The following is a 14408-nucleotide window of genomic DNA, read 5'->3' as shown; positions in this document are numbered from 1 at the left end:
GTCAGATCTGGGAGATGTGGAGCTGGGCGATCTCTTGGCGCAGGAGCTCCCAGACGCCGTGAGTGATTTCGCGGAAGTTCGGGTCGTAGCGGATCTCTGCGGCGTCGCGGGGCCGCGGCAGGTCCACCTTGATGTCGGCGATCACGTGGCCGGGCCGGTGCGAGAGCATCACCACCCGATCGGCCATCGCCACCGCCTCCTCGATGTCGTGGGTGACCATCAGCACGGTGCGGTGGTTCTTCTCCCAGATGTCGATGAACGTGTTCTCCAGCAGCAGCTTGGTCTGCTGGTCGAGCGCGGAGAAGGGCTCGTCGAGCAGCAGCAGCTCGGGCTCGGTGGCCAAGGTGCGGGCGATCGCCACGCGCTGGCGCATGCCCTGGGAGAGCTGCGAGCGGTAGGACTTCTCGAACCCCGCGAGGCCCACCTGGTCCAACGCGGCGCGGGCCCGCTCCCGGCGCTCCTTCTTGGCCACCCCACGCACCTCGAGGCCGTAGCAGACGTTCGACTCCGCCGTCCGCCACGGCAGCAGCGAGTCACGCGCCGAGATGTAGCCGACGTCGCGACTGGGGCGGGTCACCGGGAGTCCCCGCACGGTGATCTGCCCGGACTGCGAGGGCACCAGGCCGGCGACCAGGTTCAGCAGGGTCGTCTTGCCGCAGCCGCTCGGCCCGACCAGGGCGATGAACTCGCCTTCGGCGATGTCGAGCGAGACGTCGTCGATCGCGAGCGTGGGCTCCTCGCCGCGACGCTCGAAGTGGTGGGTCAGGTTCCGGACCGAGATCGCCGCAGGCACCGATGTCCGGTGCGCGCCATCGGCGGGCAGATCCAGGGGGCGGTTCATAGCTCCTCCAGAGGAAGGGTTGGGGGTGTGCAAGTCGGGTGCCTGGCCGGTCATCGGGCTGGGGCGAGGCTCGGGCCGGGGGCGGTGGGTGCGCTCAGCCGGTCGATCGCCAGCGCCAGCTCGAGGCGCAGCAGCACCTGCGGATCGCCGAGGTTGTCGATGCCGAGCAGCTCGCTGATCCGCTTGAGCCGGTACCCCACCGAGTTGGCGTGCAGGTGCAGCCGACGTCCGGTCTCCTGGGCGTTGCAGGCGTGCTGGAAGTAGGTCCGCAGGGTCTCCACCAGGCCGCCGTTGCGCCGCCGGTCGTAGTCCTGCACCGGACCGAGGGTCTCGGTGGCGAAGGCGATCAGCTCGCCGGGGTCCTTCACCCCGAGCAGGAGCCGGGCCAGGCCGAGGTCCTTGGCGCCGATCGTCCGCTCGGGGTGGCCGGAGGCGGCCAGCACCTGGAGCAGGGAGAGCGTCCGCTGGTAGGAGTCGCGGTGACCGGCGATGGTGGTGCTGGCATCGGCCACCGCGGCGGAGACCTGGGCACCGCGGGCGTGGGCACCCAGCTCGCGACGCAGGTTGTCGGCCAGCTGCCGTGCGGCTTCCTCGGGCCCATCGGTGCAGAGCACGACCAGGTGGCCGTCGTGCTCCGCAACCAGCAGCGCGCCGTCGGTGCGGCGCACCAACTGCTCGGCAGCCCGGAGCAGGGGCCGGGTCGAGGGAGCGGCGGTCTCCTGGGAGAGCGCGCTCTCGACCCGGGCCAGGATCAGGCGCAGAGGCCGCGTCAGGTCGATGCCCCAGCGATCGCGTGCGTGGGTGATCAGCTGGTCCTGGTTGCCGCTCGGGCAGGTCAGCAGCTCCTCGACGAGGTTGCCCCGCAGCCTGCTCTCGGCATCCAAGCCGGCCCATTCGCGCTGCAATACCAGCGCCACCAGCGAGGGCGCCGTCTGCAACAGGGCCGCGACCTCGGTGCGGCTGGCGCGCTCGGGGTCGCAGGCGATGTGCAGGGTGGCGACGAGCTTCTCCTGCAACAGCACCTCGCGGCGCAGCGGCGTCGACGTCGGGTGTGCCGGGTCGCCGAGCGTCCGTGCCAGGAGCTGGCCGAAGGAGTTCGTCACCTCGAAGCTGGCTCCGGAGAGCGCGGAGAGCTCGTTGAGCAGCTCGGGCAGGCCGGCCCCGGCCGCGACCAGGCGCTGGACCGAGTCCAGGTTGCCCTGGGCGATGCGGAGAGCGGAGCAGCGCTCCTGGAGCGCCTTGACCAGGTGGTCCTGGTGGGCCTGGGCGACCCGCTTGCTGCTCTGGGTGAGCTGGATGTCGAGGAGCAGGGCGAAGACGTTCGCGAGGCTCTCGGCCTCCAGGATCTTGGGATCGGTGAAGCAGCGCGGCGTCGGGCAGTACACGTTGATCACGTAGCGCGCGCTCTCCTGGCCGGCCAGCGGCATCGAGAGCAGCGAGCGGATGCCCTCCACCTCGGCGCGCCGCTCGGACTCGTCGCCGAGCGCCAGCCACGAGGTGGAGGCGACGATCGGGCGTCGCGAGCGGTACGCCTGCGCGGTGGGGGCCTCGACGAACTCGCCGGTCGTGGTCATCAGGCGCTGGGCGAAGCCGTCGACGTAGCGGTCGGAGACGCCGTAGGAGGCGGCGACCCGCGCGGTGCCGCCCTCCATGGCCATCACCAGCGCCATGGTGTGTCCCGTCGCATGCGCGACCTTCGCCGCGATCAGCTCGAGGACGTCCTGGGTCGTGGCCTCGTTCTGCACGGCCGCGGTCACCTCGGCGATGGCGCCGAGGTGGTCGGAGGTGACCCGTTCGACGGCGTCGCCGGGAGCGGTGCTCGAACAGGCGTGGGTGGTCATCGAGGCACCTCCTCGGTGACGTCGTGGATCCGCATCACTGCTCCGTGGAGTGCATCTTGCTGCGGTGGAAGATCAGCGGCGAGTCGGTGCCGCGCTCGCCGACGCCGACGACCCGTCCGATCGCCACGGCGTGGTCGCCGAGGACGTGGGTCGACTCCAGCACGCACTCCAGGTGTGAGTCGGCGTCGCTGAGGATGGGGGAGCCGGTGACGCCGGCGTGGTGCGCGACGCCTGCGTAGCGGTCGATGCCGGAGGTGGCGAAGCGCTGGGCGGTCTCGCGGCCACGTGCCGACATCAGGTTGACGGTGAAGTGCTCGGCGTCGCGGATGCTCGGCCAGGTGCTCGAGGTGAGGGCCGCGCAGAAGAGGACCAGCGGCGGGTCGAGGGAGACCGAGGTGAAGGAGTTCGCGGTCATCCCGACCGGACCGTCCGGGCCGGCGGCGGTGATCACGGTGATGCCGGTCGGGTAGGCGGACATCACCTGACGCAGCTGGGCCGGGTCGATCCCCTCGGCGGGCGTCTCGGCTCGTTCGAGTTCTTGCGTGCTCATGGGTGGCTCCTGTCTGACTGAGGCGTGACCAGATCTGGGACGGTCCCGCATCCTGCGGTCCCGCGTGACGTGGTCTGACTCACAGTAGGAGCCGGGTGTCCATGGTCCGTGTCTCACTTCTGGGACGGGTGGCCGGGGCCGAGCTGAAGGCCTGGGGCGGGCGGCGTGACGGGCGCCACGATTTCCTAGGATTGGGACACAGAGGGCCCGCGTCAGCGAACTAGCGTCCGTGCCACCAGGGTCCGTGGGTCATTCGGGAGTGCGGCCTCTGACGTCCAGAACGGGTTCCATCGCTCTGCGGTGTCCACGAAAGTAGATGAGCTCATGAAGATTCTCTCCTCGGCTCGGCGCGGCCCTGTGCGCCGCGTTGTCGCCGGTGCACTGGGTGCGCTGCTCCTCACCTCGACCTTGGCCGCGTGTGGTGGCGCGGACGACGACCAGAAGACCGCGTCCGGACAGGACAAGGTCGACTTCGGCGTCTTCCCGGTCTTCGTCTCGCTGCCGGTCTGGGTCGCGCAGGAGCAGGGCTTCTTCGACAAGCACGACCTGGCGGTCTCGCTCAAGACCATCACCACGGGCCCGGCGATGATCTCGGCGCTGGCCTCCGGCAGTCTCGACTCGATGGTGATCGGGGTGACGAGCGTGGAGACGGCCCGGGCCTCGGGCATGCCGCTGAAGATGGTCGGGGTGACCCTGCCGACGTCGATCTACCACGTGTTCGGCTCCAACGACGTGATCAAGGACTGCGCGTACGTGGGCCAGCCCTACCCGGAGCCGCTGAAGTGCGTGAAGGGCAAGAAGATCGGCATCATCGGCGGCCTCGGCACCGAGTCGCACACGGTCGGTCTCAGCCTGCTGAACGAGGTCGGCCTCGAGGAGAAGGACGTCACCTTCGTCCCGATCGGTGGCGGTGAGGGCGGCGGTCAGGCGCTCAAGGAGGGGCAGATCGACATCCAGCTCGCGGAGGACACTGCGGCGGCCTTCACGGTCGGCCTCGGTGCCGGTGAGCGGCTGACCGACATCCAGAGCCAGGGCGTCTTCTCGTCCTGGGTGGGCGGCGCCGCCTGGGGCATGGACCCGGAGATCAAGAAGAACCCGGAGAAGTTCCAGCGGATCTCCGACGCACTCGCGGAGGCGGTCGCGTGGATCGTGGATCCGGCCAACGAGGCCGCAGCGGCCAAGACCTTCAAGAAGTACGCGCCGGGGGTCAGCGAGGAGACGATCGTGACCGTCCTCGAGAACACCCGCGACTCCTGGGGCTCGGAGGCCTCCTGCGACCAGGTGATGAGCGTGGTCGACTGGCTCGTGGACAACGGCACCGTCGACGGCGGCAAGGCCGATAAGTCCTGCGACGACCTGATCACGGAGTCGGCACGCATCACGAAGTGAGCCGATGCTCCACGGGCNNNNCGTCGTCGTCTCCGCGCGTCGGTCGTCCCTGGGCGTCCATGCGGTGCCGCTCACCCAGAGCGGCCCTCACATCACCAGCATGCCCGCGTCGACCGGGAGGCTCACTCCGGTGACGAAGCGCGCCTCGTCGCCGGCCAGCCACAGCACCGCGTTGGCGACGTCCTCCGGTTCGACGACGTCGACGCCGAGCGGGTTGCGGGCTGCTCGGGCCGACGCGGCCTCCGCCTCGGTGGCGGATGCGCTCCCCGCGAAGGTGCGCCGGGCCGCCTCGTTCTGGATCATCGGGGTGTTGATCGCCGTCGGATGCACGCTGTTGCAGCGCACCTGGTGGGCTCCGAACTCCTTCGCGATGGTCCGGGTGAGTCCGACCACGCCGTGCTTGCTGGCCGCGTAGTGGATCGCGCCCGGGGCGCCGCGAAGGCCGGCGGTGGAGTTGGTGATCACGATCGAGCCGCCACCGGCCGCGATCAGATGCGGGAGCGCTGCGCGGCAGGTGTTCCAGGCACCGGTCAGGTTGACGTCGATCGTCGCCTGCCAGTCGTCGTCGCTCACCTCGAGGGTCGGTGCGATCCGGAAGAGGCCGGCATTCGCGCAGACGATGTCGAGGCGCCCGAACCGGCGCACGGCCTCGTCCAGAGCGGCGGTCAGCGCGGGCCGGTCGCGGACGTCGCCCGGCAGCGCGACCGCGCGTGCGCCGAGCTGCTCGACGAGGTGAACGGTGCCGGCCAGGTCCGCGCTGGTCGGTGGTCCGGTGAGCCCGCCGGGGGCGGGCTCGGCACACAGGTCCAGGGCGATGATGTCGGCGCCGTTGGCGGCCAGGGTGGTCGCCAGGCTGCGACCGACGCCGCGGGCGGCGCCGGTGATGAAGGCGACCTTGCCGGCCAGGCGCCGCCGGTCGGGGAACTGCGGAGGTCGTGAGTCGCGCATGGTGGGGGCCTACCGATCGTTGCGAGGGTGGATGACGAAGCGGGCCGGAGCCGATGGCTCCGACCCGCACGGGGAACTCCGTCAGCTGGTCAGCAGATCTGGCCGATGGAGAGGGTGTTCGACATCTCCGGGTCGTCGAGGACCCAGACCAGGCCCAGCAGGGCCGAGGTGTAGCTGTACTGCTGGAAGCCGAAGACCTCGCCCTTGGCGGCGGTGGTGAAGACGAACCGGCGCTCGTCGCCGAGCGGGGCCATCGCCTTGCCGGCGATCACGTTGCGGAAGTGGACCTCGATGTAGGGCTTGTTGCTGTCGGCCAGCGCCCACTTCGTCGGCTCGCCGGTGAAGGTGAGGCCGGCCGGGTTGATCAGGAAGCCGTCGAAGTCCGGCGCGTTCTCGTGGATCCACTCCACGATCTCGCCCTCGTGGTTGGAGACCAGATGGTGGGTCTCGACGTTGATCGACTCGCCGAAGCTGCGGACGAACTCCTGGAGGTCGCCGATCGCGGCGCCACCGTAGACGCTGCGGTCGCGGCGGTGCATGTTCGACATGTTGGGCCCGTCGATGACGCCGATCCGGTAGCGGGTCTGTCCGGTGCGGATCGACGACCAGCGCTGCGGGTCGTATCCGGCAGAGACGTTGCTCATGTGCTGCTCCTTGGTGAGGGTGACGGGCGATCAGTAGCGGGTGAGGTCGTCGAGGGCGGGCTTCACGTGCGTCATGAACATCTCGAGCTGGCGCAGCACCTCCTCGGCGGGCTGCTGGGCGAAGTGCGACGGCATCACCACGTACTCGGAGGGAAGCCGCTTCCACTCGGAGATGAACTTGTCGCGCACCTGCTCGATCGAGCCCGCCATCCACAGGCCGCAGTTCGCGATCGCGTCGGCCGGGTCGCCCTCGATCTTCATCGGGGTGGTGCCGGTGTAGAGGTCGCTGAAGATGTCGAGGTCGTACTTGAGGATGTTCTCGCGGGCCTCGGCCTCGGTCTCGGCGATCTGCATCCAGCGCACCAGGGCCTGGTTCTGGCCGAGCTTGTAGCTCAGGCCCGCCTCGGCCGCGCGGTCGACATAGGCCTGGCCGAACTTCTCGGCGGTCTCGATCTTGGAGAAGTAGGAGGGGATGTAGCCGCGCGGGCCACAGAACTCGACGGTCTCCAGGCTGGCGTTGCTGGCCACGAAGACCTGCGGGTGAGGCTTGGTGTAGGGGCTCGGCACGACGCTCACCCGCCGGACCTTGTTGTCGTCGTCCATCTCGCCCGGAGCGCCCAGCTCACGGGTCGCGGACATGCTCCAGTCGATCCCGTCGGCGTAGGGGAACGGCACCTGCCAACGGCCGTCCTTGCGCTCGATGCTCTCCTGGGTCCAGCAGTCGACGACCAGCCCGATGTTCTCCTCGAACATGTTCCGGTTGATCGCATCGTTCTCGTACTGGGCCTTGAGCTCTGCCTCGCTCAGCTCGGCGCGCTGCTCGGCGGTGAGGCCGGTGGGGGACTTGGTCGCGCGGGAGCCGTAGTTCTGGCCGATCACGTCGGTCCAGCGCTGCTGGTAGCCGCGGGAGAATCCGGCGAAGGTGCGGCCCTGGGTGATGTGGTCCACCATCGCGATGTCCTCGGCGACCCGGAACGGGTTGTGCGTGGTGATCGTGTAGCCCAGCTGGCCGAGGCGGATCTTGCTGGTGAAGCCGGCCCAGTAGGCGTTGAGCATGCCGGGGTTCGGTCCGACCTCGTAGCCCTCGGAGTGGAAGTGGTGCTCGATCCCCGACACACCCCACAGGCCGAGCTCCTCGCACCCCTGGACGAGGCCGGTCATCTCCCGGATCGCCTGCTGGTACAGGTCGGAGTCCCGGCCGATCGGCGCCTTGGCGATGCGCTCCTCCCGCGTTGCGCGAAGCTGCGGGTAGAGCTGAAGAATGACCTTGACCATGTTTGCGTCCTTCACTTCGGAGAGCCGATGCTCGACTCCGGTGTGAGCGACGTTACGAAGATGGCAGGGCCGGTTCTTCGGGTGAGGGACCAAACAAAACCGGGAATCGATGTGGCTCGGCACAGGGTCGCCCGGCCAGGGCTAGGGGAGCCGCTGCGGGTGCCGGTCGCGCGCCGCATGGAGGCTGCTGGCGATGGTCCCGGCCAGGATCAGCACGATCACGCCCAGCGAGGCGAGCGTCGGCACCTCGGGCACGCCGGGCCATTGCAGGTGCGCCCAGTGCAGGGTCAGCTTGGCGCCGATGAAGCCGAGGATCAGTGCCAGCCCGTAGTTCAGGTGCACCAACCGGGCGAGCATGCTGTGCAGGACGAAGTAGAGCGCGCGCAAGCCGAGCAGTGCGAAGGCGTTGGTCACGAAGACCAGGTACGGGTCCCCGGTGATGCCGTAGACGGCGGGCACCGAGTCGACGGCGAAGACGACGTCGGTGGTGAGCACGGCGAAGACGACCACGGCGAACGGGGTGAGCGCCCGGCGTCCGTCGATGCGGCCGAGCAGGCGCGGGCCCTGATAGTCGGCGGTGACCGGGACCAGCCGCCGGAGCAGCCGGACGCTGCGCAGCCGGTCGACGTCCACGGTGCTCTGGCGTTCGGAGCCGGCGGCGCGCAGGATCCGCACCGCGCTCACCACCAGGATCAGCCCGAAGAGCAGGAAGGCCCAGTCGAAGCGGGCGAGCGCGGCGGCGCCGAGGGCGATGAAGACGGCGCGCAGCACCAGGGCGCCGACGATGCCGTAGAGGAGGACCCGTTGCTGGAGCTCGGCAGGGACGGCGAAGGCGGTGAGCAGCAGCATGAAGACGAACAGGTTGTCCACGCTCAGCGACTTCTCCACCACATAGCCGGCCAGGTACTCGATGCCGTGCTGGGAGCCGAAGCGCAGCCACACGAAGCCGGTGAAGGCGAGCGGCAGCGCGATGTAGAACAGCGACCAGCGCACGGCCTCGCCGAGCGCCACCTCATGCGGGCGCCGCGTCAGTGTGAAGTCGACGACGAGCAGCGCCAGCAGTGCGCCGACGGTGATCAGCCACAGGGCGGGCCCGGCGACGGAGTCGATGCCGGTGAACACGGCGGACCGTCAGCGATGGTGCAGGTGGAAGTGCTTGTTGGGGTCGCGCGGGTGGTCGCGGTGGTGAGCGCGGGCACGCAGCGCGTCGCTGACCACGAACCAGGTCAGCGCGGCCAGCCAGATGAAGACGCCGACCAGCGCGATCAGCTCGGCGACGACGATCTCGTCGCGGCTGATCAACCAGACGGGGGAGTGAGCGGTGACCATGGTGGACCTCCATCAGTAGTGGGCTGATGAAGGTCTTCCCCGGCAGTGCCCCGGGCGCCGGGTGCTAACCGGGATGACGACGCCTCGGCGTTGGGAGTACTCCCCTTCACCTCCATGATGACCCGATGTGGCGCACAGCACAACCGTGCGCGGCGGTGCCTGGCTCGGAGATGAAGGGGAGCCGGCAGCGGTCGCTCAGCGCACCGTGTAGGCGGTGCTGCGCGGCTCGCGCTCCCAGATCACGTCGTCGGTCGCGGTGCCGACGGCGCGCAGCTCGCGCTTGATCACCTTGTTGGTGGCGGTGGTCGGCATCTGCTCAGTGATCCGCACCAGCGAGGGGCGGGCCTTGGGGGAGAGGTCGGCCTGCTCGTCGAGGAAGGTCTCGAACGCAGCGGGGGTGAGGGTGGCGCGGTCGCGCAGCACCAGGGCGATCATCAGCCGGTCGCCGACGAACTCGTCCGGAACGCTGTAGACGGCGGCCTGGCTGATCGCGTCGTGACGCATCATCAGCCGCTCGATCGGGCCGGTGGCCAGGTTCTCGCCGTCCACCCGCAGCCAGTCGTCGGTGCGCCCGGCCAGGAAGATGTTGCCCGCGGTGTCGCGGTAGGCGAGGTCGCCGGACCAGTAGACGCCGCCGTCGAGACGCGACTTCGTCGAGGCCTCGTCGTTGTAGTAGCCCTGGAACAGGCCGCCACCCTCGGGGTTGACCAGCTCGCCGACGGCGTCGTCGAGGTTGCTGACCCGGCCGGTGGCGTCGAAGGTCGCGGCCGGGCACTCGGTGCGGGTGTCGCGGTTCCACACGGTCGAGGCGCCGACCGCCTTGCCGATCGAGCCGGGCGGGGTGGACTCGTCGCGGACGATGAAGACCGCGCCCTCGGTCGAGCCGTAGCCGTCGGTCACCGTGCAGCCGAAGCGCCGCGAGAACTCGGCGATGTCGCGGTCGGTCGCCTCGTTGCCGTAGGCGACGCGGAGGGGGTTTTCGGCGTCGTCGTCCTGCTCGGGGGTGGCCAGCACATAGGCCAGCGGCTTCCCGATGTAGTTCATGAACGTCGCGCCGTGCTTGCGGATGTCGCCGAGCAGGCCGGACGCCGAGAACTTGCGGACGATGGCCAGGTCGCCGGCGTTGTAGAGCGCCAGGGCGAAGGAGGTGACGATGGCGTTGGAGTGGAAGAGCGGCATCGCGCAGTAGAAGACGTCGTCGCGGCCGAGGCCGTAGTTCGGGCTCAGCATCTCGGCGGAGACCGTCGCCAGCAGGTGCGGCACCTTGACCGCCTTGGGATCGCCGGAGGTGCCGGAGGTGAAGATCAGCACGAAGGTGTCGGTCGGGGTGGCGTCGCGGAATCCCTCGACGCTGCGGTCCGCCTGCGCGGCGCGCTCGGCCCAGGCGGCGTCGTCCACGTTGAGGACGGTGATCGCGCCGAGGTCGAGGCCGTCGAGCAACGGGGCGTGGTGGTCGTCGGTGAGCACCACGTTGACGTCGGTGTGCACGATGTCGCGGGCCAGCGCCTCGCCGCGGCGGGTGGCGTTGATGCCGACGGTGACATGCGCCCCGACGGCTCCGGCGATCAGCGCCCGGACCATCTCCGGGGTGTTCTCCATGAGCACGCCCACGTGCAGGGGCTCACCTGCGCGGGCGTACTCGGCGAGCACGCGGGCGCGTGCTGCGGCATCGCCCACGGTCTGCGCCCACGACCAGCGGTCGTCTCCGTAGACCAGACCGGTCTCCTGCTCGTCGGCCAAGGCCCGGACCCACCGCTGCACGGTCTCCACGTCGTACGTTTCCTCTCTCGAACCCTCGGTTGTTGCGCCATGCAATCACCGAGTGAGCCACGGCACATTCCGCTGTCCCGTCCAGCGGTGCGACCGCAGTGGTCCGCGTGGTGGTGGATGGCCTATAGTGAGAACCGTTCTCAATTGAGGGGAGTTCCTGATGAGCCCGGACTTTCTCGGCCAGCCGCGGGCGCGGGTGCCGGTCGTCGTGGTCACCGGCATCGACGACGCGGCGATCTCGGCGGCGATGATCTCGCTCCAGTTCGGCGCGCCGGAGGCCGTCGCGGTGCGGCACCGCATCGACGCGGAGCGTGCCGTGCTGGTGCGCACCGTCAGCGACCTGGGCGGGGTCGTCGAGCACGAGGAGATCCCGCTCGAACATGTCTGCGTGCCCTGCGCGATCCGCGAGGACATCGTCCCGGCGCTGCAACGCCTGGCAGCACAGGGACGGTGGCGGAGCATGATCGCCGGCCTGCCGGTCTCCGCGGAGGCGACCCAGGTCTGCCGGAGCCTCGGCTGGAACCCGAGCAACGCCCCGCAGCCGTCGGTGGCCGGAGTGGTCGCGGCCCTCGATGGAGCTCGGATCGCCGACGACCTCCTGGGCGACGAGCTCCTGGACGAGCGCGGGCTGGCGCTGTCGCGCGAGGACCGGCGCGGGGTGGCCGAGGTGGCCTGCTCGCTGGTGGAGTACGCCGACGCCGTCGCGCTCACCGCCGCTGCCGCCGACGCCGAGTGGTCGCTGCTGCGGACGCTCGTGCGCCCCGGAGCCGCGGTGCTGGCGGACACCTCGCTGCTCGACGCCGAGGCGCTGATCGGCGCCGTGCGCTCCCCGGCCGATGTGGAGAGCTGGGTGGCGCCGTCGCGGGCCGGCGACCTGGCGCCGGTCGCCCAGGGCGGCGCCTGGCGTCTCGACCTTCGCTCGGACCGTCCGCTGCACCCGCTCCGGTTCCGTGACGAGCTGGCGGTGATCGGCGCGGGCCCACGGCGCTCGCGGGGCTGCTTCTGGCTGCCGAGCAGGCCGGACCACCTCTGCGTGTGGGACGGTGCCGGCGGTCAGGTCAGCATCGGGATCGCGCCGCGAGGTCCCGCCGTCCAGCGGATGCAGAGCCGGATCGTGGTGATCGGCCTCGACGACGATTCCGCCGAGCGCGCGGCGATCAGCGCCGCCTTCGAGCGGAGCCTGGTGACCGAGGCCGAGCTGGCGGCCAAGGGTTGGCGCTGGGCGGAGGGCTGGGACGGATTCGAACCGTGGCTGGGCCCGATCGCCGGCGTCGCCTGAGAGCCGGGGCGGACCGCTTTCATCCAGTGGGAAGGCCGCGGGGCGCTGGGCGCGGGCTCTCCTAGCCTTCGGCGCAGAGTCCGCCCAACCGAGGAGTGCCCCATGCTGGACGCCGACGCCGAGCTCATCGACGAGCGGATCGCGGTCACCGGCGACCTGGTCGCCACGGTGCGGGAGCTGATGACCGCCGCCGCGACCAGCGAGCTCGCCCCCGAGGAGCTCGAGGCGATCCGCGGTGAGCTGGCGGTGCTGGCCGCGCGGCTTGCGGAGCGCAGCCGCCCCACGCCGTTGCGCCAGCACCTCGACCTGGCTGCCATCGACCGGGTCCGGGCCGGCGCCTCCTGGCCGCTGTGGCGGCACAACCCGCTGGCGATCCCACTCGACGTGCGGGTGCACGACGGCGTCGCCTCCGCGGACCTGGTGCCGGGCCCGCTCTACGAGGGCCCGCCCGGGTCGATGCACGGCGGGCTGAGCGCTGCGGTCCTCGACTCGTTGCTCGCGGTGCTCGCCCAGGTCCAGCGCCGCCGGGTGGTCACCGTCGGCCTGCAGGTCTCCTACCGCGCGGCCATCCCGCTGGGCGCCCCGGTGCGCCTGGTCGGGCGGATCGTCGGCACCGAGGGCCGCAAGACCACCGCGGTGGGGGAGATCCTGCTTCCGGCCTCCGGGCCGGGTCAGCCGGAGACCGTGGCCGTGAGCGCCGAGGCGCTGCTGGTGGAGATCCCGGGCGCCCCCGACTGAGGCGGCTACCGGCCGATCTCGAAGAGCAGCCGGGGGAGCAGCCGCCCGGGGATCGAGCCGCTGAGGCTGTCGCCGATCCGGCGCGCGCCGTGCCGCAGGTAGAAGGCCTCGGCGCCAGGGTCGGCGTCCACCACCAGCGAGCCGAAGCCGCGGCGGGAAGCGGCGTCGAGGGCATGGTCCAGCAGCCGGCCGCCGACCCCGGTGCCGATCTGGTCGCGCTCCACGAACAGCGCCGCCAGCTCGCCGTGCGGCACCACGCCACTCAGCTCGTAGAAGCCGAGCACCTCCTCGCCACGGGCCGCCACCCGGACCACGTCGGCGGTGATCGCGCTGGGACGCACCGCCAGCTCGTCGCGGCAGGCGGCCAGGAACTCCGCCGAGTAGCCCCAGTGCGCCTTCGAGCGCAGGGCGAGCTCGGTCAGCAGCTCGGCCTCGTCGAGGTGGGCGCCACGGATCTCGATCTCGGCTGGGCTCATGGACCCACCCTAGGGTGCGGCGTCGGTCGGCAACCCCGGTTCGTGGCGGTGGTGAGTGAGGGGTAACCTGCTCGGGCCAGTCGTACTCCGTCAGGAGTCAGGGAATCCGGTGTGAATCCGGAACTGACGCGCAGCGGTGAGGGGACGGGCGGAACACGTCAGCAATGACAGCCACTGGGCCATCGGCCTGGGAAGGCGTTCCGTTCCGGTTGAACCGAGTCCGAAGACCTGCTGGCCCTGGTGACAGCCGTCGCCCGGTCACAGCGGACTCCGCGCAAGGGTCCTTGACGAAGAGTGGTGCAGTGTCTCCGGCGAAGCGTTCTCGTCCCGACCAGTGTCCGGGCGTGCTCCGGCCCTGGCCGGCCGACGACGGTCTGCTGGTGCGGCTCCGGCTGCCCGGCGGCCGGGTCACCCGCGACGCCTTCGTGCAGCTCCTGGAGATCGCCGAGGAGTTCGGCGACGGCGCGGTGCACGTGACCACGCGGACCAACCTGCAGCTGCGCGCGCTGCCGGCAGGACCCTGCGGCCGGTTGCTGCCGAGCGAGGTCGAGCAGGCCTTCGAGCGGACCGGGCTGCTGCCGAGTCGCGCCCACGATGTGGCGCGCAACATCATGGCCTCGCCGCAGACCGGGCTCTCCGGCGGCCGGGCCGACCTGCGCCCCGTCGTCGCCGAGCTGGACCGGCTGCTGTGCACCGAGCCCGCCCTGGCAGCCCTGCCGGGGCGCTTCCTGCACGTGCTCGACGACGGTCGCGGGGACGTGCTCGAGCGCACCTGCGACCTCGGCCTGGTCGCCCTCGACGCCGAGCGCTGCCAGCTGCGGGTGGGCCGGCACTGGAGCGGCGTCGTCCCGCTGGCCGAGGCCCCGTCGCTGTTGATCGAGCTCGCGCTGCGCTTCCTCGCCGTCCGTGGACAGGGGCCCGGTGCCGCCTGGCACGTCCACGAGCTGGCCGAGCCGCTGACGGTGCCGGCGCCGCCCGCGCCGGGGCTGCCCGGCAGCCGGCCACCGTTGCAGTACGGCGGCGTCCCCGGCGGTCTGCATGTGCCGGTCCCTGCGTCGGGCCTGACCCGTGCGGACCTCTACTTCCTCACCTCATCCGTCCTCATCGTCACGCCCTGGCGTGGCGTCCTCGTCCCCCCGGAGAGCCGATGACCAGCCCTCGCCGTCCGAACCGGCACTACCCCTACATCGATCGCGGCCCGGCGATCTACCTCGACTCCTTCGCCACGATCCGTCGCGAGAGCAACCTCGCGGGGGTCCCGGCCAGCGCGGAGAAGCTGGCGGTGCGGATGATCCACGGCAGCGGGCAGACCGACCTCGTCGACGACC

At 70.7% G+C, this 14408-nt stretch carries 14 protein-coding genes, 1 pseudogene and 1 riboswitch; of the genes and pseudogenes, 5 read left to right on the top strand and 10 right to left on the bottom strand.

The features are described 5' to 3' along the window. Nucleotide 1 precedes the first annotated feature (1 nt). From ABD151_RS04070 to ABD151_RS04060, 3 genes are read right to left on the bottom strand one after another with little or no spacing between them, the layout of a single operon-like run. Nucleotides 2-841, bottom strand: a complete 840-nt coding sequence (locus tag ABD151_RS04070; protein WP_343991608.1) for an ABC transporter ATP-binding protein — start codon at nt 839-841, stop codon at nt 2-4. A 50-nt stretch (nt 842-891) separates the two neighbouring features. After that, a complete protein-coding gene (locus ABD151_RS04065) occupies nt 892-2682 on the bottom strand; it encodes a helix-turn-helix domain-containing protein (protein WP_343991606.1) in 1791 nt (596 codons plus the stop codon). A gap of 34 nt (nt 2683-2716) precedes the next feature. Beyond that, nucleotides 2717-3232 carry a flavin reductase family protein gene (locus ABD151_RS04060; protein WP_343991603.1) on the bottom strand — a complete coding sequence of 172 codons (516 nt, stop codon included), beginning with the start codon at nt 3230-3232 and terminating at the stop codon, nt 2717-2719. A gap of 324 nt (nt 3233-3556) precedes the next feature. On the opposite strand from ABD151_RS04060, the gene ABD151_RS04055 reads away from it, so the two are divergent. Further along, the gene (locus ABD151_RS04055; RefSeq protein ID WP_343991601.1) at nt 3557-4621 is read left to right on the top strand and encodes an ABC transporter substrate-binding protein; all 1065 of its coding nucleotides are present in this window, start codon (nt 3557-3559) and stop codon (nt 4619-4621) included. A gap of 87 nt (nt 4622-4708) precedes the next feature. Here ABD151_RS04055 and ABD151_RS04050 read toward each other — a convergent pair whose 3' ends face one another. From ABD151_RS04050 to ABD151_RS04025, 6 genes are all read right to left on the bottom strand, one after another. Then, nucleotides 4709-5569: a mycofactocin-coupled SDR family oxidoreductase gene (locus tag ABD151_RS04050; protein WP_343991599.1), complete on the bottom strand. Its 861-nt coding sequence runs from the start codon at nt 5567-5569 to the stop codon at nt 4709-4711. An 89-nt stretch (nt 5570-5658) separates the two neighbouring features. Beyond that, the gene (locus tag ABD151_RS04045; protein ID WP_343991597.1) at nt 5659-6213 is read right to left on the bottom strand and encodes a type II 3-dehydroquinate dehydratase; all 555 of its coding nucleotides are present in this window, start codon (nt 6211-6213) and stop codon (nt 5659-5661) included. A 30-nt stretch (nt 6214-6243) separates the two neighbouring features. Further along, nucleotides 6244-7488 carry an LLM class flavin-dependent oxidoreductase gene (locus tag ABD151_RS04040; protein WP_343991595.1) on the bottom strand — a complete coding sequence of 415 codons (1245 nt, stop codon included), beginning with the start codon at nt 7486-7488 and terminating at the stop codon, nt 6244-6246. A gap of 141 nt (nt 7489-7629) precedes the next feature. Beyond that, nucleotides 7630-8610, bottom strand: a complete 981-nt coding sequence (locus tag ABD151_RS04035) for a TerC/Alx family metal homeostasis membrane protein (protein ID WP_343991593.1) — start codon at nt 8608-8610, stop codon at nt 7630-7632. Between the two features lie 9 nt (nt 8611-8619). Further along, nucleotides 8620-8817: a hypothetical protein gene (locus ABD151_RS04030; protein WP_343991591.1), complete on the bottom strand. Its 198-nt coding sequence runs from the start codon at nt 8815-8817 to the stop codon at nt 8620-8622. Nucleotides 8818-9012: 195 nt separating this feature from the next. Next, a complete protein-coding gene (locus ABD151_RS04025) occupies nt 9013-10587 on the bottom strand; it encodes an AMP-binding protein (protein WP_343991589.1) in 1575 nt (524 codons plus the stop codon). Nucleotides 10588-10747: 160 nt separating this feature from the next. On the opposite strand from ABD151_RS04025, the gene ABD151_RS04020 reads away from it, so the two are divergent. Continuing rightward, a complete protein-coding gene (locus ABD151_RS04020; RefSeq protein ID WP_343991587.1) occupies nt 10748-11866 on the top strand; it encodes a GTP-binding protein in 1119 nt (372 codons plus the stop codon). Between the two features lie 102 nt (nt 11867-11968). Further along, complete coding sequence (locus ABD151_RS04015; protein ID WP_343991585.1) at nt 11969-12604, top strand: PaaI family thioesterase; 636 nt, start codon at nt 11969-11971, stop codon at nt 12602-12604. Nucleotides 12605-12609: 5 nt separating this feature from the next. On the opposite strand, the gene ABD151_RS04010 is transcribed toward ABD151_RS04015, so the two are convergent. Beyond that, a complete protein-coding gene (locus ABD151_RS04010) occupies nt 12610-13080 on the bottom strand; it encodes a GNAT family N-acetyltransferase (RefSeq protein WP_343991583.1) in 471 nt (156 codons plus the stop codon). 60 nt (nt 13081-13140) lie between these two features. Continuing rightward, nucleotides 13141-13330, top strand: a riboswitch (cobalamin riboswitch). A 94-nt stretch (nt 13331-13424) separates the two neighbouring features. Here ABD151_RS04010 and ABD151_RS04005 point away from each other — a divergent pair. Both ABD151_RS04005 and cobH read left to right on the top strand, forming a co-directional pair. Then, nucleotides 13425-14231 carry a nitrite reductase gene (locus tag ABD151_RS04005; protein WP_343991581.1) on the top strand — a complete coding sequence of 269 codons (807 nt, stop codon included), beginning with the start codon at nt 13425-13427 and terminating at the stop codon, nt 14229-14231. Next, a pseudogene (cobH, locus tag ABD151_RS04000) lies at nt 14228-14408 on the top strand (precorrin-8X methylmutase); the annotation flags it as partial. The gene ABD151_RS04005 and the pseudogene cobH, both read left to right, overlap by 4 nt.

The organism is Nocardioides dubius (assembly GCF_039528155.1).
Lineage (GTDB): Bacteria > Actinomycetota > Actinomycetes > Propionibacteriales > Nocardioidaceae > Nocardioides > Nocardioides dubius.
Note: the sequence above shows the minus strand (reverse complement) of the source record. Positions and strands in the feature narration are given on the sequence as shown.

Excerpts from the sequence above, each read along its gene's own strand:
- ABD151_RS04070 (WP_343991608.1), bottom strand. The coding sequence starts at position 841 with ATGAACCGCCCCCTGGATCTGCCCGCCGATGGCGCGCACCGGACATCG.
- ABD151_RS04065 (WP_343991606.1), bottom strand. The coding sequence starts at position 2,682 with ATGACCACCCACGCCTGTTCGAGCACCGCTCCCGGCGACGCCGTCGAA.
- ABD151_RS04060 (WP_343991603.1), bottom strand. The coding sequence starts at position 3,232 with ATGAGCACGCAAGAACTCGAACGAGCCGAGACGCCCGCCGAGGGGATC.
- ABD151_RS04055 (WP_343991601.1), top strand. The coding sequence starts at position 3,557 with ATGAAGATTCTCTCCTCGGCTCGGCGCGGCCCTGTGCGCCGCGTTGTC.
- ABD151_RS04050 (WP_343991599.1), bottom strand. The coding sequence starts at position 5,569 with ATGCGCGACTCACGACCTCCGCAGTTCCCCGACCGGCGGCGCCTGGCC.
- ABD151_RS04045 (WP_343991597.1), bottom strand. The coding sequence starts at position 6,213 with ATGAGCAACGTCTCTGCCGGATACGACCCGCAGCGCTGGTCGTCGATC.
- ABD151_RS04040 (WP_343991595.1), bottom strand. The coding sequence starts at position 7,488 with ATGGTCAAGGTCATTCTTCAGCTCTACCCGCAGCTTCGCGCAACGCGG.
- ABD151_RS04030 (WP_343991591.1), bottom strand. The coding sequence starts at position 8,817 with ATGGTCACCGCTCACTCCCCCGTCTGGTTGATCAGCCGCGACGAGATC.
- ABD151_RS04020 (WP_343991587.1), top strand. The coding sequence starts at position 10,748 with ATGAGCCCGGACTTTCTCGGCCAGCCGCGGGCGCGGGTGCCGGTCGTC.
- ABD151_RS04015 (WP_343991585.1), top strand. The coding sequence starts at position 11,969 with ATGCTGGACGCCGACGCCGAGCTCATCGACGAGCGGATCGCGGTCACC.
- ABD151_RS04010 (WP_343991583.1), bottom strand. The coding sequence starts at position 13,080 with ATGAGCCCAGCCGAGATCGAGATCCGTGGCGCCCACCTCGACGAGGCC.